Genomic DNA, 21235 nt, shown 5'->3' on the forward strand with positions numbered 1-21235 from the left:
CTCAGCCGCCGGGAGCGGGCGCGGGCGTTTCAGCCGGTGCCGCCGCCGGCGCATTGGCCGGCGTGCCGTCGGTCTGGGCCTGCGCGCCGGTACGGATGTTCACGTAGGCTTCGCCGCGCATTTCCTGCAGGAAGCGGTTGTATTCGTCCTCCAGCTTGCGGCGGCCGATGGTCTCGCGGACCTGGGCACGCTGGTTGGCATCGGTGACATCGCTCTGGCGCGCTTCCACGCGCTGCACGATGTGCCAGCCCGCATCGGTGCGGAACGGCTCGGTGACCTGTCCGTCGCCGACACCGGCCACCTGCTCGCCAAACGCGGGACCGAAGGCATCGCCGGGGAACCAGCCCAGATCGCCACCTTCACCACGGCTGTTGGGATCCTCGGAGGATTCCTTGGCGACGGTGGCGAAATCTGCGCCACCGGCGATGCGGGCACGCAGGGTGTCGATCTTGGCCTTGGCCGCGGCAGCGTCCTGGGCCTCCGTGATGCGCACGAGGATGTGGCGGGCGTGGTATTCGGTGACGGTGCGCTTTTCCGCCTGCGAGGCGTCGCGGGTCTCCACCAGCTTCAGCAACTGGAAGCCGCTGGCGCCGCGCAGCGGGCCGACGACCTGGCCGGCCGTCATCGTCTTGAGCATTTCCACGAACGCGGTCGGGATTTCGTCCATGCTGCGCCAGCCCAGATCGCCGCCATCCAGCGCGTTGGGACTGTCGGAGTAGCGCACGGCCGCGGCGTTGAAGTCCATCTCGCCCTTGTCCAGCAATGCCTTGATGCCATCGATCTTCTGCTGGCCCGTGGTGATCTGCTCGGCGGTGGCGCCATCCGGCAGCGCGACCAGGATGTGCGCCAGGTGGTATTGCTGGCCGGAGCTGGCCTGCATCGCCAGGGCGGCGTCCACTTCACCCTCGCTGACCTGGATCTTGCTCTGGGCGAAGCTCTGGCGCAGACGCTGGACGGTGATTTCGTCACGCAGCGAGTTGCGGAAGTCGTTGAAGGACATGCCGTCCTGGGCCAGGCGCGCGCGCAGGGCGTCGACGGTCATGCCGTTCTGCTGGGCGACCGCGGCGACCGCGCCATTGATTTCCTGATCGCCGACCTGGATGCCGCTGCCATTGGCGCGTGCCACCTGCAGCTTCATCAGGATCAGGCGTTCCATGACCTGGCGCTCCAGCACTTCCCGCGGCGGCAACTGGCCGGGCTGGTTGGCGTACTGGTTGACCACGTTGGCGACCGCGCGGTCCAGCTCGCTCTGCAGGATGACGTCCTCGTCGACGATCGCGGCGATCCGGTCCAGCGGCTGGAGCGTCTGGGCCGACAGCGGGAGCACGCAGGCGGCGGCCAGCAGGACGGCGGCGAGGGGGCGGTACAACTTGATGGTCATGGCAGCATATCCGGAGCGTAGCGGTTGTCGTCGTCCGGATCCGGCGCGGTATTGCTCGGCGGGACGAGATAGAGATCGTCTCGGTAATAGCCGAGGATACCACGGCGCAGGGTGCGCTCCGTGTCCTGGCCGGCCGAGCCGAGGCCCTTGAGGACGAATTCGACCTGGATGGAATTGTTCATTTCCCCCTCGCGGTTGCGCACGTAGCGGCGCACCACCGCGCGGACTGCCAGGCAGCAGCTATCCCACTGGACGCCGGCGATGCCTTCCAGCAGCTTGTTGTCCATGAACGAGTGGTAGTAGCGGCCGACGATGCTCCAGGACGGGCTGACCGGGTACAGGAACGAGAAGTCGCCCTGTTCCAGCAGGTCCCTGCGATGGCGGTAGGTCAGGTTGACCACACCGTCGTCGCCGATCAGGTAGCGCGCGCGCAGGCTGGCTAGGTCTTCCCGACGGAACTTCGGATCCCACTGGTAGGAGGCGCCGATGGTCCAGCGATCGGTGGGGGCGTAGTTGGCATCGGCAATCCATGCCGATTTGCCCTTCAGCAACGGGGCCTCGGAGGGGGATAGGGTAACTTGGCTGTCCTCGAAATACCGGATCTGGCCGAGGCTCATGGACGCCCGTTCGAACCCATCGGACTGACGAAGGAAACGGGTGGTCAATGCCATCGTCAATTGGTTGGCGTCCGACTGGCGATCCGGACCCGAATAGCGGTTGTCACGGAACATCTGGCCCCAGCTGAAGGTGAAGGGGCGGGTGTCGAACAGCGGGATGCCATCCTGCTCGCGATACGGCACGTTGAGGTAAAACAGCCGCGGTTCCAGCGTCTGCAGGAAGCGGCTTCCCTTGATCTCGGTTTCGCGGTCGAAGAACAGGCCCATGTCCACCGAGCCGATGGGCAGGCTGCGGTTGGGTGATTCATCGTAGTACGGCCGCATCATTGCGTCGGTGACGCTGCCGGCAGGCACGCCCAGCGCGCGCGCCGCGCGGGTGACCGCAATGCTGCGGGCCAGGCCGGGATCCAGGCGATAGTCAGTGTAGCGCCAGGCCAGGGTAGGACGGATGTACCAGGACGGTCCCTCGAAGTTCAAGCTGACGGTCGGCTTCAGATCCAGCCGGGTCCCGCCATCGCGCAGATCATGCTGGAAGCGTACGGCCTCGCTGTGCAAGCCGATATTCAGCCACTGGCCCAGCGGCCGCTCGTATTTGAAATAGGCGCGCGGCAAACGGTTGTACGGCAGCGAAGCCTTGGTCAGGTTGAAATCCGACAATTGCCAGGCATCGGCCATGATGCCACCGTTCCAGAACTGGCCTACGCCGTACAGGCCGGCGGTACTGGTGAGTGTGCTGGCGGTCAGGCCGCCGAGGTTGTTGGCGAAGTCCTCGACATAGCGGGAATCGCTGATCCAGACCAGGTTGGCGCGCGCCTGCCAGTGCTTGCTGAGGTTGTGGTAGCCGTTGAAGCGGAACAAGCCGCGGCTGTCGTCCGGATCCGGGTTGCGCTCGGGCACGAATTCCGGCTCGTGGGAGCGCGTCTCCAGCAGATCATCGCGATGCATGTAATTGCCCTCCAGCTTGCCGGCACCGCCCCTGTACAGGTAGCGAAACTCGGCCCCGAGGGCGAAACCGCGCTCGCTCATGTAGCGCGGGTTCAAGGTGGCATCGTAGTTCGGTGCCAGGTTCAGGTAGATCGGCTGGCGGTAGTCGAAACCATTGCGCCCGGAATGGCTCAGCGCCGGGTACAGCAGGCCGGTATGGCGCTGGTCGTCGATCGGGAACTTGAACCACGGCATGTACAGCACCGGCACATGGCCAAGCCGCACGGTCGCGCCGTGGGCCACGCCCCAACCGGTTTCGGTGTTCACGTCGATGCGCCGCGAACGCAGTTCCCAGCGTCGATCGGAGGGATCGCAGGTCGAGTAGGTGGAGTGCAGCAGGCTGCCTTCCGGACCCTTCATGTCGATGCGATCGGCGCCGCCGTTGCCGCGTCGCGACACCAGCTGGTACTGCAGGTTGTCAATCTGGTGGCGGTCGGCGTTCTGATCGCCGCGCGCGCTTTCGGCGACCAGGCGGATGCCGGCGTCCTGGTAGCGCACGTGGCCTTCGGCGGAATAGGTGTCGCTTTCCTGATCGTAGGTCAGGTTGTCCGCGCCCAGGAACTGGTCGCCGCGGACCAGGGCGACGTCGCCCTTGTACTCCAGGTTCTGTTCGGTGCCACCGAGCTGGTTGCCCTCGATGTGGGTGTCCTGGTTCGCGCGCGCGGCCCGGGCCTGCTCGGTGTTGGCGCCCGCGGCGGGCTGGGGCACGCCTGCGAAGGCCGGGACGGGATCCTGGATCGGACACAGCGCCCAGCTCTCGGGCTTCTCGTCCGCCAGCGCCGGCAGGCACAGGGCGATACTGAACGGCAGGGGCAGCAGGCGAAGGACTGGACGCACGCGGTACCGGGCTCCGGGATGGTTCGGTTCAGAAACGGCGGTTAGCTTGCCGGATCGCCGGCATGGCGGCAATGAATACCCCCGGCCGGTTTCGGGTCTGGTTCATGCAGCCCGAAGGCGTCGCCAGCGGGTACGCTCAGCGCAGTTCGTCGACATGGGCGGCGGCGCACTCTTTCAGTGCCTCCAGGTCGTAGCCACCCTCCAGCATCGAAACCATCCGCCCGTCGGCGTGGCGGCGGGCGATCCGGCGCAGTTCCCGGGTCAGCCAGCCAAAATCCTCGGTTTCCAGCATCAGGTCGGCCAGCGGGTCGCGCATGTGGGCGTCGAAGCCGGCGGAGATCAACAGCAATTGCGGGCGGAATTCCTCCAGCGCCGGCAGCAACTGGTCAGCCCAGGTGTTCTGGAAGCGGAAGCCGCCGCTGCCCGGCGGGAGCAGGGCGTTGAACACATTGCCCGCGCCGCGCTCGTAGGGCGCGCCGCTGTAGGGGAACAGGCCCGATTCGTGGGTACTGAAGTAGGCCACCCGGGGATCGTCGTAGAAGATCGCCTGGGTGCCATTGCCATGGTGCACGTCGAAATCGACGATCGCGACCCGCTCCAGGCCGTGTTTCTCCAGCGCGTGGGCGGCGGCCACGGCGATGTTGTTGAACAGGCAGAAACCCATCGCCGTGCCGGAAGTGGCGTGATGGCCAGGGGGGCGCACCGCGCAGAAGGCGGTGCCGGCTTCCCCGTGCATGACCGCGTCGACCGCGGCGATGCCGGCGCCGGCGGCACGCAGCGCGGCCGCGCGCGAGGCCGGGACCATCACCGTGTCCGGGTCCAGCATGCGGTGGCCTTCGAAATCGGTGTCGAGCACGTCCTTCAGCAGCGTCTCGTCGTGCACGCGGCGCAGATCGCCCAGTTTGGCCAGCGGCGCTTCGCGCCACTCGAGGTCGCCATGCGCGCGGCGCAGCACCTCCAGCACCACCTCCAACCGTGCCGGCCGCTCCGGATGTTCGGGACCGGGGTCGTGCGACAGGCAGGCGGGATGGGTATAGATGATCACGGCGTCAGGTGGGACGCCGCCGCTCGTGGTTCCAGAGCACTTCGCCGTGGCCGTCCGCGCGGGCCAGCACCCGCGCCAGCACGAACAGCAGATCCGACAGCCGGTTGAGGTAGCGGATGGCTTCCGGTCGCACCGCATCGTGGCGGGCCAGGGTGACGGTCTCGCGTTCGGCCCGGCGCACGATGGTGCGGGCCAGGTGGCAGCGCGCGGCGGCCTCGCCACCCGCCGGCAGGATGAAATCCTTCAACGGTGGCAGCGCTTCGTTGTAGTGATCCAGGCGCGCTTCCAGCGCGTCCACGTCCTCGCCGGTGATGGCGGCGTGGCCGGGAATGCACAGTTCGCCGCCCAGGTCGAACATCTGGTGCTGCACTACCGTCAACAGGGCGGCGACGTCCTCGGGGACATTGGGCGCGGCGAGAATCACGCCGATGGCCGAGTTGGCCTCGTCGACCGTGCCGTAGGCGTTGACCCGCGCCGAATCCTTGCCGACCCGGCTGCCGTCACCGAGTCCGGTGGTGCCATCGTCGCCGGTGCGCGTGTAGATCTTGGAAAGACGGTTGCCCATCGCGGTATCCCTCCGCTCAGCGCGATGCCTTCTGGTGACCCAGGCGCGCCAACTGCTCCACGCCGACGTGGGCGATCACGGCCAGGCCGACGTAGATGGCCGCCACGCGCAGGTAGGGGAGGAACCAGTCGCTGTAGTTCTTCCACCAGCCGGCGACGGTGGGATTGGGCACGACGTCGCTGGACAGCCAGTAGAAGCTGCCCTGGCTCAGCAGGTGGCAGACCACCACCGAGGCGAACAGGCTGGCCACGGTCACCGCCAGCACGCGGCCATGCTGGCCGCCATGGCTGGCATGGAAACGACGGACCAGCAGGCCGCCCGCCCACAGGGCGAAATAGGCCGGGACCAGGAACCAGTACGCCGCCGAGGTGCAGTAGTGCGCCCAGAAGTTCATGCCCTGGCCGCTGATCACCACGTAGTCCACGGCGACGGCCAGCCCCATCAGCAGCGGGAACGCCCAGCGGGTCCAGCCGCGCAGGTAGAAGCCGCCAAGGAAGAACACCGCCCAGGAAGCATCCGGCACCGGGCCGAAGTGGGTCAGCGTGGCCGGCAGGTGCAGGCGGGTGGCCGTCATCAGCAGGGCCAGCAGGACGAGGACGGCGGCGCGTTGGGAGTTCGTGTTCATGCAGACGGATTCCGGAGGCTCAGCGGACCATTCTAGCGGACCGCGGCGCGCACAGGGCCGGCGGGCGCGTGGTCACCGGTCCGTGCCGGCCAAGCCGGTATCATGTCGGCATGACGCAACGGAATGACGTGGTAATCGTGGGAGGTGGCCTGGTCGGCGCCAGCCTGGCCATCGCCCTGGACCGCCTGGGCATCGACGTGGGCCTGGTGGAGGCGACGCCGGGCACGACGATGCCGGCGGTGTTCGACCAGCGCAACCTGAGTTTCGCCGCCGCCACGGTCAACGCGCTCACCGCGCTGGGCGTGATGCGGAAACTGCAGGCCGCGCCCGGACCGATCCGCCGCATCCACATCAGCCGCCAGGGCGATTTCGGGCGGGTGCGCCTGGAGGCCGCGGATTACGGCCGCGACAGCTTCGGCCAGGTGGTGGTGGCGCGCGATTTCGGCGAGGCGCTGGAAGCGCGGCTGCGCGAGCTGGACCATGTCACCCGCTACCGCCCCGCGCGCTTCGTGGCCCTGGAGGAAGGCGGCGAAGGGGGCCGTCGGCTGCGGCTGGCGGGTGAAGCCGGCGAGCAGATACTGGACGCGCGCCTGCTGGTGGCTGCCGATGGCACCCGTAGCCAATTGCGCGATGCGCTGGGCATCGACGCGCAGGAACACGATTACGCGCAGACCCTGTTCGTCGCCCGCGTGCGCGCCGAACACGCACCGGACGGCACCGCCTACGAACGCTTCACCGCGACCGGCCCGACCGCGTTGTTGCCGCGCGGTGATCGCCACTTCGGCGCGATCCACAGCGTGCCTTCGGAACAGGCGGCCAACGTCGCGGGATTGGACGAAGCCGCCTGGCTGGGGCGCCTGCAGCAGGCGTTCGGCTGGCGGATCGGACGCTTCCTGGCCAGCGGCGAACGCAGCGCGTATCCGATTACCCGCGTGGTGGCCGAACGCCTCACCGCGCCGCGCGCGGTGCTGGTGGGCAATGCCGCGCAGACCCTCCATCCGATTGGCGCGCAGGGATTCAATCTGGGCCTGCGCGATGCGCTGACCCTGGCCGAGCTGATCGGGCAGGGCGGAGATCCGGGTGCCGACAGCTTGCTGCGGACCTACGCCGACCGACGCGCCGAGGATCGCCAGCGCACCCTGGCATTCTCCGACGGGCTGGCCCGGCTGACCGCCAATCCGGCCCCGCTGCTGCGGCCGCTGCGCAGCCTGGGCCTGGCGGCCGTGGACGTGTCGCCAACGCTGCAGGCCTATCTGGTCGGCGGCGCAATGGGCTTCCGTGGTGATGTACCGGCGCTGTGCCGCGAGGTGGCGGCGTGAGCAGGCGCGGACAGATGGACGCGGTCATCGTCGGCGGCGGCGTGGTCGGCGCGGCCTGTGCGCTGGCACTGGCCGAAGCGGGTCTGGAAGTGGCGCTGATCGAAGGGCGCGAACCGACGCGCTGGTCGCCGGACGCACCGGACCTGCGCGTCTATGCCTTCGCGCCGGACAACGCCGCGCTGCTGGAGACGCTGGGCGTGTGGCGCGCGATCCGCGGGGCGCGCGTGCAACCCTATCGGCGCATGTGCGTCTGGGACGCGGCCGGCGGTGGCGACATGGTGTTCGACGCCGACACGCTCGGCCATGCGCAACTGGGCTGGATCCTGGAGAACGCCCTGCTGGTCGATCGCCTGTGGGCGGCGCTGCCGGCGGCCGGCGTGCGGCTGCATTGCCCGGCGCGCGTGCAGGAGGTCGAACAGGACGATGCGGGCGTGCGCTTGAAGCTGGAGGACGGCACCCGCCTGGATGCGCGCCTGGCGATCGCCGCCGACGGCGCCGATTCCAGCCTGCGCGAGGCGGCCGGCGTGGCGGTGTCGCAGCACGACTATGCCCAGCGCGGCGTGGTCGCCTACATCCAGACCGAACGACCGCACGAAGACACGGCATGGCAGCGTTTCCTGACCACCGGTCCGCTGGCGTTGCTGCCGTTCACCGAAGGCCGCAGTTCGATCGTTTGGACACTTCCGGAAGCCGAAGCCTTGCGCGTGCTCGCGCTGGACGACCAGGCGTTCGCGCGCGAACTCACCCAGGCATCGGCGGCCCGCCTCGGCGAGGCACGGCCGGTCTCCGCGCGGGCGGCGTTCCCGCTGCGCCGGCAACTGGCGCAGCACTACGTGTCGGGACGGATCCTGCTGGTGGGCGATGCCGCGCACGTGGTGCATCCGTTGGCGGGGCAGGGCGTCAACCTCGGCCTGCGCGACGTGGCCGGGCTGCATGCGCTGGTCCGCGATGCCCAGTCACGCAGGGTCGACTGGAGCGCCCCGCACCGTCTTGCGCGCTGGGCACGCCAACGCCGCAGCGAAAGCACGACCGCCGCCTACGCCTTCGACGGCATCAACCGCCTGTTCTCCAACGACGAGATGCACCTGACCCTGCTGCGCGGACCGCTGCTGGGCCTGGCCGGCCGCCTGCCACCGCTGGCCAATCTGTTCTGGCGCCGCGCCTCCGGCCTGTAATCGTAGAGCGGAGCTCGCTCCGCTGCTCTTCTTGGAGGCGCCCGAACGCAAGTGCGGCGTGTCGTTTCCGCGCGATGACAGGATTGCCCCCATCCCAACCTTCCCCCGCAGGCGGGGGAAGGGGCGACACCCGCGAGGAAACGAGCGCAACACGCAAACGGCTCCCTCCCCCGCGTGCGGGGGAGGGCTGGGGTGGGGGGCGCTCCAACGCAAGCTCGGTGCTGCGGGCAGAGTCGTGCTCACTCCGCTGCTCTCGCGGTTGAGCGCCGCGGCCGCCGAGCAAGCTCGGCGCTACAAGTGGACTTGCTCGGCGCCCGGCTCTGCCAATCACCCCGGCAGGAACGGGAAAACAAGCTTGAGCAGCGCCTTCAGGCCGCCTTCGGCGGTGCTGGCGATGGCTTCCGCACCCAGGCTGTTGAGGGCATTGCGGGCATCCTGCCAACGCAGCTTGCCGACATCCTTCTTCAGCAACTCCGCGACTTCCTCCGACGTCGGCGCCAGCTTCTTCAACTCGCCGCGGATATGCGCCGGATCGGTCTGCAGGAAACCCCAGCGCTCGGCGATCGCCAGCAGGGTGTCGAAACGCACCGCCACCACTTCGCGGTTGCGTTCGTAGACCGGCAACGCGCCGACATCCAGGATCGCCTGCTCGAACTGCTGCTGGTCATCCGGATGCTCGATGCGCACGGCCAGGAAACCGTCCTTGCGACTGCGCTCGCTGACGTGCTTCGCGCCGGCGCGCAGGTTGGCCTCGGTCAGCACGGTGGCGACGATGCGTTGCAGCGCCGCCTCGCGCTCCTCCGGCACCAGCGCCCGCCAGCGCGCATAGCCATCGCGGCGCAGCGCCTTCACCTTGGCCGGGGTGACCCGCAGCTTGCCGGCAACGATGAAATTGGACTCCGCGCGATCGATGGCGCCGTCGCGTTCCAGCAGCACGAAGATCAGCAGTTCCAGGTCCCGCTTGGTCAGCGACTGGAACCCCTGCAGCAGGGTCAGGCGCAGGAATTCGTTGCCAAACGCGGCGGGATCCTTCAGTTCGATGGGCAGCATGGGAGGGGCTCCGGGTCAGGGAAGCATCTTGCCATGCGGGCATGTCACCGCCTGAGACCCCATGCGGCGGCGCTCACAGAACCCGAATCCGGCTCCCGCTTCGGCAGGTCAGCGCCCGTGTTCACGCCCCGGCCGCGCGCTCCGGAACACCTCGACCGCTCCGCGGTCCTGCAGGGTCACGTAGACGGTGCGGCCGTCCTCGCCGCCGAAGGCGACGTTGGTGGGCTTCTCGCCCTTCAGTCGCACTTCGCGCAGCAGGCGGCCCTCCGGCGAGACCACGGCCACCGTGCCAGCGCCGTAACGGGCGATATGGAGATTGCCGTCCACGTCGGTGCGCATGCCGTCCAGGCCATGATCCGGGAAGCTCATCAGCAGGCGCTTGTTGGAGACGTTGCCGCTGCCGTCCAGGTCGTACGCCCACAGGTTCCGCTGCACGCTTTCGTTGACGTACAGGTGTTTGCCATCCGGGCTTACCTCCACGCCGTTGGTGGTACCCATGCCGGTTTCCAGCAGGTGGACGCTGCCGTCGCGATCGATGCGCCACAACTGGCCGCCGCCGTTCTTCCAGTCCGGGTCGCTGGCGTACAGGCGTCCGTCCGGGGCCAGCGCGATGTCGTTGGGCTGGTGCATGCGCGGATCGTGCGCGAACACTTCCACGTCGCCTTCGGCATCGATGCGCAAAACGTTGTGGCCGCTGTAGTCGGCCACGTACATCGCGCCGTCCGGCGCGAAGCGGATGCCATTGCCGGTGCTGCCGGCCGGCAGTTCGACGAACAGTTCGGCCTTGCCGCTGCCATCGGCCTGCGCGCGCACGCGGCCGATGGTGCCGTCGCGTCCGAAACTGACCAGGTAGAGATGACCATCGGGACCGACGGCCGGGCCTTCGATGCCCCGCGAGAAGACGCCGTCGCCGACGTAATCGCGGGCGACGTATTCGGGTTCGGCGGCGTCGCTGGCGGAAGCGGTCGAGGCGAGGATGGCGGCGAAAAGGCAGTGGCGCAGATTCATCGATGGGTTCCTCAGCGGCCCAGGGCGTACAGCGCGGTGGCGAAGGCCAGCGCCGCCACCGTGGTGGCGATCGCGGCCAGGCGGTTGGCGTGATGCAATTGGCGTTCCATGCGATCGGCACCGACCTGCAACACCTCGATGGTCTTCTGCATGTCGGTGGCGAGCCGGCTGATCGAATCGGCATTGCGGGTCGCGGCGGCCTGAAGCTCGGCAATCTGCTCGTCGATGATCGCCAGTCGCTGCACCTGGGTGGTATCGATAGGGGGCGTGCGGGTGAACAAGGGCCTGGCAAGCCGGATGATTTCCGGCAGCGAGGACGCGGCGATGGTGATCCAGGTGGCGGCCATGTGACTCCTGCGCACGCCAAGAGGACGTGCCTGATGAACTGGCACCGATACTAACCCGCGGGTGGCGGACGTGCGGTCGATCAGGAATGCCGCGTAGCGAACACCGTGATCTCTTCGCGGTCGTGATAGAGCTGGCGCGCACGTACCGTCAGTGGCCGCGATGCCTGCTCGGCGAACAGATCCAGGCACAGCCGGGTTTCGTCCCAGCGCTTCTTCATCGGCAGCTTGAGGTTGAAGATGGCATGCCGGCACCAGCCTTCCCGGAACCATGTCGCCATCCGTTCGGCGACCCGGCGCGGCTGCTCGACCATGTCGCAGACCATCCAGTCCAGCGATTGCGCGGGCTTCCAGTGGAAGCCGTCCGCGCGCAGGTGCTCGACCAGGCCGGTGTCCAGCACATGCTGGCGCAACGGGCCGTTGTCGACGCTGGTGACACGCAGGTGCTGGCGGGTCAGCACCCAGGTCCAGCCACCCGGCGCCGCACCCAGGTCGGCGGCGGTCATGCCCGGTTTCAGCAGGCGAGCGCGCTCGTCCGCGTCCAGCAGGACCAGCAGCGCTTCCTCCAGCTTCAGCGCCGAGCGCGAGGGCGCGTCCGGCAGCAATTTCAGGCGCGGGATGCCTAGCGGCCAGGGCGAGGCATCACGCGGTTGGCTGCGGGCGAGAAAGGCGTGATCGCCCTGCACGAACACCACGTGCAGCCGTGGCAGGCGCGTGTCGTCCTGGGCGCTCAGCACGCCGGCCTTGCGCAACGCCGGCCGCAGCGCGTTGCCGAAGCTGCGCGCCAGTCCGGCCAGCGGCTTGGCACTATCGGAATCGGGATGTTCGACCCACAGATCGCCGAAGCGCTGGCCCTCCAGCGCGGCCAGCATCGGGCTGATGCGGTCGCGTGGATCCAGCCCGCGCAGTTCGGCGAGCACGCGCAGTTTCTGCCGCGCGAACACCAGATCCCGCGACGGCATGGCGCGGTCCAGCGCGTCGGCCTCGTCGCTGGCGAACAGCACGTAGCCGTCATTGCGCTGCGCGCGCGCGTAACCGGCGATGCCGGCCATCGCCGCGCGTTCGGTCAGTTCGGCGGCCAGCTCCGGCTCGAAGCCCTGGCGGCAGAAACCGAGCAGGCCGCTCATTGCCGCGCTCCGCGAGCGACGCCGGCGTCAGTACTTGTCGCCACCGGATTCGCCGTAATGCTTCAACACCGCACGCGCATCGTCGCGGCACAGGTCGCGCGTCACTTCGATGCCGCGCTTGTTCAACTCACCGACCCAGTCGGCCGGCAGCGGGCCTTCGTCGAACTCGGTCAGTTCCATCACGTCCTCGGCGCGCGCGCCGATCAGCAGGCGATCGATGCCGGCCCAGACGGTGGCGCCATAGCACTGGCAGCAGGGCTGCGAGGAGGTGGCCAGGGTGATCGGGCCGACCCGCTCGTTCAGGCGCGGCGTCTGCAGGCGCTGCTGCGCCAGCATGTAGGCCATGTTCTCGGCATGCGCCAGCGAGCAGGTATGCGGCATCACCCGGTTCACGCCGACCGCGATGACGCGGTGATCCGGGCCGAACACCACCGCGCCGAACGGGCCGCCGCTGTTGGCTTCCACGTTCCGGCGCGACAGCGCGATCGCCAGGCCGACCTTGTCCTCGTCGCCCGGGTACACCGCGGCGCTGTCGATAGCGTCGTGCACCCATGCCGGCAGGGTCAGGTGGACCTGGGCGTACAGCATGCTCATGCCTTGGCCCAGGTGTCGCGCAGGGTCACGCTGCGGTTGAACACCGGATTGCCGGCGGTGTGGTCATAGCGGTCGGCAACGAAGTAGCCGATGCGTTCGAACTGGAACGCCTGTTCCGGCGCGGCAGATGCGGCGGCCGGCTCCACGTAGCCCTGCACGGTCCGGCGCGAGTCCGGATTCAGGTGGTCGCGGTAGGTCTTGCCTTCGGATTCGTCATCCGGGTCGGCCACGGTGAACAGGCGGTCGTACAGGCGGATTTCCGCCGGCACCGCGTGGCGCGCGCTGACCCAGTGGATGGTGCCCTTGATCTTGCGGTCCGCGCCGACCATGCCGGGACGCGATTCCGGATCCAGCTCACCGCGGATTTCGATGACCTGGCCGTCGGCGTCCTTGATCACTTCGTCGCAGCGGAAGATACCGGCGCCGCGCAGGCGCACTTCACCGCCGGGGATCAGCCGCTTGAAGCCTTTCGGGGGCACTTCGGCGAAGTCCTCGCGCTCGATCCACAGTTGATTGGAGAACGGCACTTCGCGCGAACCGAAGCCCTCGTCCTTGGGATGGTTCGGGAACACCAGCGATTCGCCGTGGCTGTCCGGCAGGTTGGTGATGACCAGCTTCAGCGGATCGATGACCGCCATCCGGCGCGGCGCCGCCGCGTCCAGGTCGTCGCGCAGCGCGCCTTCCAGCACGCTGTAGTCGATCAGCGAGTTCTGCTTGCTGATGCCCACGCGATCCACCATTAGGCGCAGCGCGGCCGGGGTATAGCCACGGCGGCGGATGCCCTGCAGGGTCGGCATGCGCGGATCGTCCCAGCCATCCACCAGGCCGTCGTTGACCAGCGCGAGCAGCTTGCGCTTGCTCATCACCAGGTAGTTGAAGTTCAGCCGCGAGAATTCGATCTGGCGCGGCTTGCCGGCTTCGCGCGGCAGGCCCTTGTCCAGCAACGGCGCCAGCAGTTCCGGATGGTTGGCCAGATCGACCTTGTCCACGCACCAGTCGTACAGCGGGCGGTGATCCTCGAACTCCAGCGTGCACAGCGAGTGGGTGATGCCTTCCACTGCGTCGCCGAGCGAGTGCGCGTAGTCGTACATCGGATAGATCGGCCAGGCGTTGCCGGTGTTCTGGTGCTCGACGTGCTTGATCCGGTACAGCGCCGGGTCGCGCAGGTTGATGTTGCCGCTGGCCATGTCGATCCTGGCGCGCAGGGTGCGCGCACCGTCGGCGAATTCGCCCGCGCGCATGCGCCGGAACAGGTCCAGGTTCTCTTCCACGGAACGGTTGCGCCAGGGCGAATTGCGGCCGGGCTCGGTCAGGCTGCCGCGGTATTCGCGGACCTGTTCGGCGGTCAGGTCGCAGACGAAGGCGTCGCCCTGCCGAATCAGTTTCTCGGCGGCCAGGTAATACACCTCGAAGTAGTCCGAGGCGTGGCGCAGGTCGTGCCAGTCGAAGCCCAGCCAGCGCACGTCGTCCTGGATCGCGGCGACGTACTCGGGGTCTTCCTTGGCTGGATTGGTGTCGTCCAGGCGCAGGTTGCAGACGCCGCCGAACTCGGCGGCGATGCCGAAGTCCAGGCAGATCGCCTTGGCGTGGCCGATGTGCAGGTAGCCGTTGGGTTCCGGCGGGAACCGGGTCTTGATGGCGTGGTGGCGGCCGCTGGCCAGGTCCTCGCGCACGATCTGGCGGATGAAGTCCCGCTTCTCGGGGGCGGTGTTCTCCGGCGTGGCGGCGGCGGGGGCGGGGGTCTCGGACATGCGGGGCAGGGTGGTTCGGGGCAAACGGGGAGTTTAGCCGGTCCGGTCCCCGCCCGCGTCGCGCCGGGCCTATCCTGTACGCCCTTTTCCGCACCGGAACCCGTGCATGAGCCGCCCCATCCTGATCATCGGCAACAAGAACTACTCGTCCTGGTCGCTCCGGCCGTGGCTGCTGCTGCGCCAGTTCGGGGTCGAGTTCGACGAGATCCGGCTGCCGCTGGACACGCCGGAGTTCTTCGCCGAGGTCAAGCGTTACTCACCGACCGGCAAGGTGCCCGCCCTGTGGGATGGGGATTTGCACCTGTGGGATTCGCTGGGCATCTGCGAGTACGTCAACGAACGCTGGCTGGACGGCGCCGGCTGGCCGCGCGAGCGGACCGCGCGGGCGCTGGCGCGGGTGGCCGCCGCCGAGATGCATTCGGGGTTCGCCGGCCTGCGCACCCAGTTGCCGATGAACAGCCGCCGCCAGCCTGACGCCTACCGCTGGGACGAGGCGGCCCAGCGCGACATCGACAGGGTGCTGGCGCTGTGGTCGGAGCTGCGCGCCCGTTTCGGCCAGGGTGGCGACTTCCTGTGCGGCGGCTTCGGCATCGTCGACGCGATGTTCGCGCCGGTGGCGATTCGCTTCGACGGCTACGGCGTGCCGGTGGACGGCGTGGCGAAGGACTACATGCAGGCGCTGTTCGCGTTGCCGGCGATGCGGGAGTGGCGCGAGGCGGGGGCGCAGGAGACCGAATCCGTGCCCGGCACCGAGGCGTTCCGCAAGGCGCCGTAAAGCCCGGACGGTGTAGCCTGCGGGCGATTGCTGGAGATGTGCCGATGCGAGTGGTCTACCTGGCCGACAACCTCTTCGATGCCCACATGGTCAAGCACGCGCTGGAGGACGCCGGCTTGCCGGCGTTCGTGTTCGGCGAATCGCTGATGGGTGGCATGGGCGAACTGCCGCTGTTCGGCGTGTTGCGGGTCTGCGTGCCGGACCCGGCCTGGCCGGAGGCGCAGGACGTGGTGGCGAGGCTGCCGTTGGCGAAGCCGCCGGAAGGGGACGAGCCCGCGACGGATTCGCCGGAAGGAAGCCCGCTGCCGGCCTGAAGGGCCGCGAGGCCGTGGCGGGGGCGTGCCGTGTGGTCGCTCCTGCTTTCTTTGACCCGTGCTGGTACTGCGAGGTCAACGCCCGACAAACCGAGGATCAGCCCCGTTGACCAGCCGAATGGCTGGTCAACGGGGAGGCAAAGGCGGGCATCCGGAGGCATGCTGCTGGAGCGTCAGCGCACGCAGGTGGTGTCGTCTTCGGTGAAGTAACCGTTGACCGTCGCGATATGGCGCGCCTGGCAGGCGCCCGCGCTGTCGGTCATGCGGAAATCCTGGCGGGAATGGCCGGTCGCGCGGCGTTGTTCGCGCGACACTTTCTGGGTATAGGCGGCCTCGCCCTCGAAGCGGTTTTCCACCTTGGTCCAACTGGCGGCCGCATCACCCTGCCGGCGCTGGTTCGTTTCGTCCGCCTGAATAACCAGATCGGTGGTCAAACGCGGATTGCCGGCTTCTGCCACGGTGCGGATACCGCCGTCCAGGCTGAAGGCCAGCGCTTTTTCCTCGATGACGGCGGATTGGCCCGCAGCCTGCGTCGAGATGCGCTGCGAATCGGTCCATTCCGCCTTGAGGCGGTCGTCATTCTCGTCCTTGTCCCAGTCGTGCCGGCTCTGCATGCCGACACGATAGGCCACCTCGATGTCGCGCCGGCCCTCGGAGGTCTCGATCCAGCCGGCCAGTTTCAGCTCGCCGGCGCCGGAAGCGCGCAGCACCGTGCGGCCGTTCTCTTCGCTGAAGGCATCGTTCCGCGCGGGCTTGCCCAGCACGTGCGAGGTCAGTTCGCCGCGCGTCCGCACGCCCTTCGGATCCCGCCAGATCTGCAGGTGGGGCAGCAGCGTCCAGCCGGTCGCGTCGTGGGCCAGCCCGACCACGCGCACCCGCAGTTCGTGCGGCTTGCCGTCGTTGAGCAGGCCGATGAAGGGCGTGAGTTCGAAGCGCTGCGGATGCAGGTCGAAGGTATGCGGCGCCGGGATCGCGTACCACAGGAATGGATTGGACCAGCCGCCGGTGTAGATGTGCGGGTACGGCGCCGCCAGGCCAGCGACCTTGCCGTCGATCAGCACCTGCAGTTCGCGATAGGGACCATGCTCGCTCGCGCAGGAATACTCCTTGCGCGCCACGCTCAGGTACCAGAACTCCTCGCAACCGCCGCCGGAACCATTGGCATAGACCTCGGCCACCAGCCGGCGGGTGTCGGCGGGCAGGGTGAAGCCGCCGACCAGATCCGCGCCGGCGCGGTGGGCCTCATCCAGCGGGACGATCCGTTCGGCGGTGGCGGCCGGCGCGTGCGCCGCGTCGGCGGGGTAGAAAGTCAGCGTGGCGCGGATGTCGAACACGCCGGTGTAGGTTTCGTTGACCAGGTTGCCCAGCTCCATCACCACCGGCTGCTCGCGGGTGAACAACGGCGCATAGGCGCTCACGTCCTTCTCGACCTGCCAGCGGATGCCTTCGCGGGACGGTTCGGGCGTGCTGGTGCGCAGGAGGGTCACGCCGCCGACGCTGATCTGGCCCATGCGGTCGTACTGGCGGCCCTTCACGCTGCCCTCCATGTCCAGCACCACCTTGTGCCACGGGCCGGGACAGTCGGCCGGCGGGGTGAATGCCTGACGGTAGGGCTCGAAGTCGGCGAAGCCGTGGCGGACGATTTCCACCGTGCAGTGGCGGATGTCCGGGCGGACCACCTTCGGCTCGGCGGTGCGCGGGTCGTCCCAGTCGGCGCCGAATTCGGCGGGCGGACGGGTGTCGGCGGCGAACGCCGGGGTAGCCGCCGTGGCGGCGCACAGGAGCAGGGCGTAGCGGGAAATCATCGGTTTGTATCGATCCAATTCGTGGCGCGGAAAATGCCGGGTAGGGCGCGGGCAGTGGGGGATGGCGCAGCCTACACCGGCGCTCCCCGGCGCGACAGTCCGTTGCGCTTGAAAGCGGACCGGGCGCGCCCAGATCCGGAGACATCCATCATCTGCGGGGTGTCCCATGCTCGGAATCGGTGCCCACAAACAGCGCATGCCGCGCCCGGAGGAAATCCTGCCCGGCCGCGCCCACCCGCTGCCGATCAACAACACCCACTTCGTCCACGGCCGGCCGCTGCGCGCGGAGGCTACCGGCCTGCTGCAGGCGGAATTCGGCATGGGCTGTTTCTGGGGTGCGGAGCGCAAGTTCTGGAGCCTGCCGGGGGTGTACAGCACGTCGGTCGGCTACGCCGGCGGCGGAACGCCCAACCCGACCTACGAGGAAGTGTGTTCCGGGCTGACCGGGCACAACGAAGTCGTGCGGGTGATCTACGACCCCAAGCGGATTGGATTCGAGGAATTGCTGCGGGTGTTCTGGGAAAACCACGACCCGACCCAGGGCATGCGCCAGGGCAATGATCTTGGTACCCAGTACCGCTCGGCGATCCTGTGCCATTCGCAGGCGCAGTACGACGCCGCGCTCGCCAGTCGCGAGGCCTACCAGCAGCGCCTGCGCGCGGCCGGCCATGGCGACATCACCACCGAGATCCTGTATCCGCCGCCGGAGTTCTACTATGCCGAGGACTACCACCAGCAGTACCTGGCCAAGAACCCGAATGGCTACTGCGGACTGGGCGGTACCGGCGTGAGCTGCGCGATCGGCCTGGACGCCTAGTACGCGTCACCTGTAGGAGCGACATCAGTCGCGACCGTGCCACGAGGTCGTCCGTCAACCCGCACCAGGCGACCAGGATCGTCCGCGAACGTACCCGTGTTTCCGTGGCGTTGACAGGTCGCGACTCACGTCGCCCTGCACGCGAGGCGTTCGCGATCGGTTGCGAGCCTCGAATTCGCCGGTCGCCCTTTTTTGTCATGCGGGAGCGACGTGAGTCGCGATGGGCCGCGCGACTTTCTTCCTGAGAGAGAGACGTGGCTCGTCTCCCTCCCAGTCGTCCGGATTCAGTGCTGCTGCGGGCTTTCGCGACTCACGTCGCTCCCACAAGGGGAGGTGCGCGGATGCCGGACGAGCTGGAACCACCGGCCGGCGAGGCCGGCCAGCAGTCCCGGATTCAGCAAGTGCGCAGACTCAGGCGGTGGCTTCGGCCAGGCGCTGGGCGATGGTGTCGCGCAGGGCGACCAGATCCTTGGCGAAGATCTCGATGCCGGTGGCGAGCTTTTCCTTGGCCATCGGATCGGCTTCGATCGCGGCGGCGAAACTCTGCGCGTTGATCGGCGCGGCGGTCACCGGCCCGGCCGCGACGGGTTCGAGCTTGCGTGGCAGCGCGCCGTGATCCTGATCCAGCTTCTCCAGCAGATCCGGCGAGATGGTCAGGCGATCGCAACCGGCCAGCGCCTCGATCTGCGCAGTGGAGCGGAACGAAGCGCCCATCACCACGGTCGGCGAACCGCGCCGCTTGAACTCGGCGTAGACGCCGCGTACGAACACCACGCCCGGATCCTCGTCAATGCTGGCGGGCGCCTGGCCCTGGGCGACATACCAGTCGAGGATGCGGCCGACGAAGGGCGAGATCAGGAACGCGCCGGCTTCGGCACAGGCAATCGCCTGGGCCTGGTTGAAAATCAGGGTCAGGTTGCAGTCGATGCCTTCGGCCTGCAGTTGGCGCGCGGCCTCGACGCCTTCCCAGGTGGATGCCACCTTGATCAGGATGCGGTCGCGGCCGATGCCGCGCTCGGCGTACATGGCGACGAACTTGCGTGCCTTGGTCACGGTGGCGGCGGTGTCGTAGGCCAGATCCGCGTCCACCTCGGTGGAGACGCGACCGGGAATCAGCGCGCTCAGCATCGCGCCGACGCCGACCGTCAGGCGGTCGGCCACTTCGTTGACGATCGCCGCGCGATCGCCGTCCTGGCCACGCGCCCAGCCGAGTTCGCGCTCGATGAGGTCGGCGTAGACCGGCAGGTCGAGCGCCTTCTTCACCAGCGTCGGGTTGGTCGTGCAATCCACCGGCTTCAGGCGCTTGATCGCCTCGTAGTCGCCGGTGTCGGCGACCACGACCGAAAGTTCACGCAACTGGGCCAGCTTGGACGGGGAAGCGGGGGAATTCATCGCAACACTCATGATGGCGAGAGGGGAGGCACAGTATGCCTCGCGCCGCCCGCCAGTTCAGCGATCAACGATGGAATTCGCCGTTTGACTCGGGCTGGTAGCGGATGCCGGTGACCTGCAGGCGCAGGTGGCGGCCGCCGGGCGCCTGCCAGTCGATGGTCTGTCCGAGCGACAGGCCCAGCAGGGCGCTGCCGACCGGGGCCAGCACCGAGACGTAGCCCTTGTCGACGTTGGCTTCGTTCGGATAGACCAGGGTCAGGTTGTGGTGCTCGCCGGTCAGCTCATCGATGCAGTCGATGGTGGAGTGCATGGTCACGACGCCTTCCGGAATCTGTTCCGGCGGCAGCACTTCGGCGCGATTGAGTTCATTCATCAGGGCCACCGCGGCCGGCAGGCGGCGCAGGGCGGGGGAATCGAGCAGGGCTTCCAGCCGGTTGAAGTCGCGGCTGGAAATGATCAGCGAAGGCGGCAGGCCGCTGGTATGCGCGGTACTCATCGTGTCCTCTTTTTTCGGGCGTTGAACAAGGAAAATGGGCGCCGCGTTTCCGCGTCGCCCATTCGTGGTTGGTTTGTGCGGCTTACCGTAGCCGTTTGCCGGCCACGGTTCAAGCCGGCGGCGTTCAGCCCGCGCGGAGTGCGCGCGGACCGCCGCCGCGCGTTGCGGCGGGATTCATGTCCTGTGCCGGATCGAACAGCGATTCGGGCAATTCCCGGAACACCCGGGCCAGTTCCTGCAGGAACGCGGCCATGGCCGAACTGCGGCGCCATACCATCGCGATCCGCCGGCTGGGGTGCGAGTCGGTGAAGCCCAGCAGGTGGATGCTGTCCGAACGTGCCACCGGTGGCTTCACCGCCAGGGTGGGCAGCAGGGTGATGCCGACATTGGCGGCGACCATCTGGCGCAGGGTTTCCAGGCTGGTGGCGCGGAACTCGGATTTCTCGTTGGCCCCCGAAATCCGGCACACATCCAGTGCCTGTTCGCGCAGGCAGTGGCCATCCTCCAGCAGCAGCAACTGCTGATCGGACAATTCGCGCAGCGACAGCGAATCGCGTGCCGCCAGCGGATGCGCTTCCGGTACGGCCAGCAGGAACGGTTCCTCGAACAGGAATTCGGTATGCAGCTGATCATCCTGCAGCGGCAGCGCCAGGATGCCCGCGTCCAGCTTGCCCTCGCGCAGGCGCGAAAGCAGGACGTCGCTCTTTTCCTCGATCAGCAGCAGTTCCAGTTGCGGGAAGCGCGTGCGGATGCGCGGCACCACGTGCGGCAGCAGATAGGGACCGAGGGTGGGGAAGATCCCCAGCCGCACCGTGCCCGCTTCCGGATCCTGGCTGCGGCGGGCGGCTTCCTTCATCTGCTCGACCTCGGCCACGATGCGGCGCGCGCGATCCGCGGCATCGCGTCCGGCCGGCGTCAGCATGACCTTGCGCGGGGCGCGTTCGACCAGCGGTACGCCCAATTCGTCCTCCAGCTTCTTGATCTGGGTGGACAGGGTGGGCTGGCTGACGAAACAGGCCGCGGCGGCATGGCCGAAGTGCTTGTGATCGGCCAGGGCCACCAGGTATTTCAGATCACGAAGATTCATCCGGGTGAGTCCGTTGGGAAGCCGGTGGCGGGGCCCATCCGAACCGGCGCTCGCGGCGCGGCGGGCTCGACCACCCCAGAGAGTACGCCGATTCCGGGAACGCGACGCGTCCCCGGCGCGGCCGGGC

At 68.2% G+C, this 21235-nt stretch carries 20 protein-coding genes; 5 read left to right on the forward strand and 15 right to left on the reverse strand.

All coding sequences use genetic code 11. From position 1 onward, the window contains the following. Position 1: 1 nt before the first annotated feature. The 5 genes from IQ458_RS11330 to IQ458_RS11350 all read right to left on the reverse strand — a co-directional run bounded on the left by IQ458_RS11330 (position 2) and on the right by IQ458_RS11350 (position 6054). A complete protein-coding gene (locus tag IQ458_RS11330) occupies positions 2 to 1381 on the reverse strand; it encodes a peptidylprolyl isomerase (RefSeq protein WP_192197909.1) in 1380 nt (459 codons plus the stop codon). Beyond that, positions 1378 to 3819, reverse strand: coding sequence for an LPS assembly protein LptD (gene lptD, locus IQ458_RS11335; RefSeq protein WP_203322877.1), 2442 nt, complete (start codon positions 3817 to 3819; stop codon positions 1378 to 1380). Before lptD ends, IQ458_RS11330 begins: the two co-directional genes overlap by 4 nt. 136 nt (positions 3820 to 3955) lie before the next feature. Further along, the gene (locus tag IQ458_RS11340) at positions 3956 to 4864 is read right to left on the reverse strand and encodes a histone deacetylase family protein (RefSeq protein ID WP_183638807.1); all 909 of its coding nucleotides are present in this window, start codon (positions 4862 to 4864) and stop codon (positions 3956 to 3958) included. 4 nt (positions 4865 to 4868) lie between these two features. Next, complete coding sequence (locus IQ458_RS11345; protein ID WP_141455809.1) at positions 4869 to 5429, reverse strand: cob(I)yrinic acid a,c-diamide adenosyltransferase; 561 nt, start codon at positions 5427 to 5429, stop codon at positions 4869 to 4871. 16 nt (positions 5430 to 5445) lie between these two features. Then, entirely contained in the window at positions 5446 to 6054 is a 609-nt protein-coding gene (locus IQ458_RS11350; protein ID WP_203322878.1) for a hypothetical protein, read from the reverse strand. A 110-nt stretch (positions 6055 to 6164) separates the two neighbouring features. Here IQ458_RS11350 and ubiH point away from each other — a divergent pair, with 110 nt between their 5' ends. Both ubiH and IQ458_RS11360 read left to right on the forward strand, forming a co-directional pair. Next, a complete protein-coding gene (ubiH, locus tag IQ458_RS11355) occupies positions 6165 to 7373 on the forward strand; it encodes a 2-octaprenyl-6-methoxyphenyl hydroxylase (RefSeq protein ID WP_203322879.1) in 1209 nt (402 codons plus the stop codon). Then, complete coding sequence (locus tag IQ458_RS11360) at positions 7370 to 8548, forward strand: UbiH/UbiF family hydroxylase (RefSeq protein WP_328805158.1); 1179 nt, start codon at positions 7370 to 7372, stop codon at positions 8546 to 8548. The genes ubiH and IQ458_RS11360 overlap by 4 nt, the downstream gene beginning before the upstream one ends. Before the next feature lie 327 nt (positions 8549 to 8875). Here IQ458_RS11360 and IQ458_RS11365 read toward each other — a convergent pair whose 3' ends face one another. The 6 genes from IQ458_RS11365 to IQ458_RS11390 form a co-directional block, all read right to left on the reverse strand. After that, positions 8876 to 9598, reverse strand: coding sequence for a hypothetical protein (locus IQ458_RS11365; protein WP_203322880.1), 723 nt, complete (start codon positions 9596 to 9598; stop codon positions 8876 to 8878). 108 nt (positions 9599 to 9706) lie between these two features. After that, positions 9707 to 10606: an SMP-30/gluconolactonase/LRE family protein gene (locus tag IQ458_RS11370; protein ID WP_203322881.1), complete on the reverse strand. Its 900-nt coding sequence runs from the start codon at positions 10604 to 10606 to the stop codon at positions 9707 to 9709. 11 nt (positions 10607 to 10617) lie between these two features. Further along, positions 10618 to 10953, reverse strand: coding sequence for a hypothetical protein (locus tag IQ458_RS11375; protein ID WP_203322882.1), 336 nt, complete (start codon positions 10951 to 10953; stop codon positions 10618 to 10620). Between the two features lie 80 nt (positions 10954 to 11033). Beyond that, entirely contained in the window at positions 11034 to 12077 is a 1044-nt protein-coding gene (gene rlmM, locus IQ458_RS11380; RefSeq protein ID WP_203322883.1) for a 23S rRNA (cytidine(2498)-2'-O)-methyltransferase RlmM, read from the reverse strand. 27 nt (positions 12078 to 12104) lie between these two features. Continuing rightward, positions 12105 to 12665: a nucleoside deaminase gene (locus IQ458_RS11385; protein ID WP_203322908.1), complete on the reverse strand. Its 561-nt coding sequence runs from the start codon at positions 12663 to 12665 to the stop codon at positions 12105 to 12107. A 2-nt stretch (positions 12666 to 12667) separates the two neighbouring features. Beyond that, positions 12668 to 14422, reverse strand: a complete 1755-nt coding sequence (locus IQ458_RS11390; RefSeq protein ID WP_203322884.1) for a glutamine--tRNA ligase/YqeY domain fusion protein — start codon at positions 14420 to 14422, stop codon at positions 12668 to 12670. 106 nt (positions 14423 to 14528) lie between these two features. On the opposite strand from IQ458_RS11390, the gene IQ458_RS11395 reads away from it, so the two are divergent. Together IQ458_RS11395 and IQ458_RS11400 are read left to right on the forward strand one after the other, a co-directional pair. Then, positions 14529 to 15197, forward strand: coding sequence for a glutathione S-transferase family protein (locus IQ458_RS11395; protein ID WP_203322885.1), 669 nt, complete (start codon positions 14529 to 14531; stop codon positions 15195 to 15197). 44 nt (positions 15198 to 15241) lie between these two features. Beyond that, positions 15242 to 15511, forward strand: coding sequence for a putative signal transducing protein (locus IQ458_RS11400; protein WP_183638789.1), 270 nt, complete (start codon positions 15242 to 15244; stop codon positions 15509 to 15511). A gap of 173 nt (positions 15512 to 15684) precedes the next feature. Here the strand turns inward: IQ458_RS11400 and IQ458_RS11405 are convergent, their stop codons facing one another. Next, a complete protein-coding gene (locus IQ458_RS11405; protein WP_203322886.1) occupies positions 15685 to 17316 on the reverse strand; it encodes a peptide-N4-asparagine amidase in 1632 nt (543 codons plus the stop codon). A gap of 166 nt (positions 17317 to 17482) precedes the next feature. Between IQ458_RS11405 and msrA the strand changes: the two genes are divergently transcribed. Then, the gene (gene msrA, locus IQ458_RS11410) at positions 17483 to 18133 is read left to right on the forward strand and encodes a peptide-methionine (S)-S-oxide reductase MsrA (protein ID WP_203322887.1); all 651 of its coding nucleotides are present in this window, start codon (positions 17483 to 17485) and stop codon (positions 18131 to 18133) included. Positions 18134 to 18544: 411 nt separating this feature from the next. On the opposite strand, the gene IQ458_RS11415 is transcribed toward msrA, so the two are convergent. The 3 genes from IQ458_RS11415 to oxyR all read right to left on the reverse strand — a co-directional run bounded on the left by IQ458_RS11415 (position 18545) and on the right by oxyR (position 21108). Next, complete coding sequence (locus IQ458_RS11415; protein ID WP_183638783.1) at positions 18545 to 19525, reverse strand: transaldolase; 981 nt, start codon at positions 19523 to 19525, stop codon at positions 18545 to 18547. A 64-nt stretch (positions 19526 to 19589) separates the two neighbouring features. Beyond that, the gene (gene rnk / locus IQ458_RS11420) at positions 19590 to 20021 is read right to left on the reverse strand and encodes a nucleoside diphosphate kinase regulator (RefSeq protein WP_203322888.1); all 432 of its coding nucleotides are present in this window, start codon (positions 20019 to 20021) and stop codon (positions 19590 to 19592) included. A gap of 124 nt (positions 20022 to 20145) precedes the next feature. Then, positions 20146 to 21108 (reverse strand): DNA-binding transcriptional regulator OxyR, encoded by a 963-nt coding sequence (gene oxyR, locus IQ458_RS11425; RefSeq protein ID WP_183638781.1) that lies wholly within the window; start codon positions 21106 to 21108, stop codon positions 20146 to 20148. Between the last annotated feature and the right edge of the window lie 127 nt (positions 21109 to 21235).

It is taken from the genome of Pseudoxanthomonas beigongshangi (genome assembly GCF_016820515.1).
Lineage (GTDB): Bacteria > Pseudomonadota > Gammaproteobacteria > Xanthomonadales > Xanthomonadaceae > Pseudoxanthomonas_A > Pseudoxanthomonas_A beigongshangi.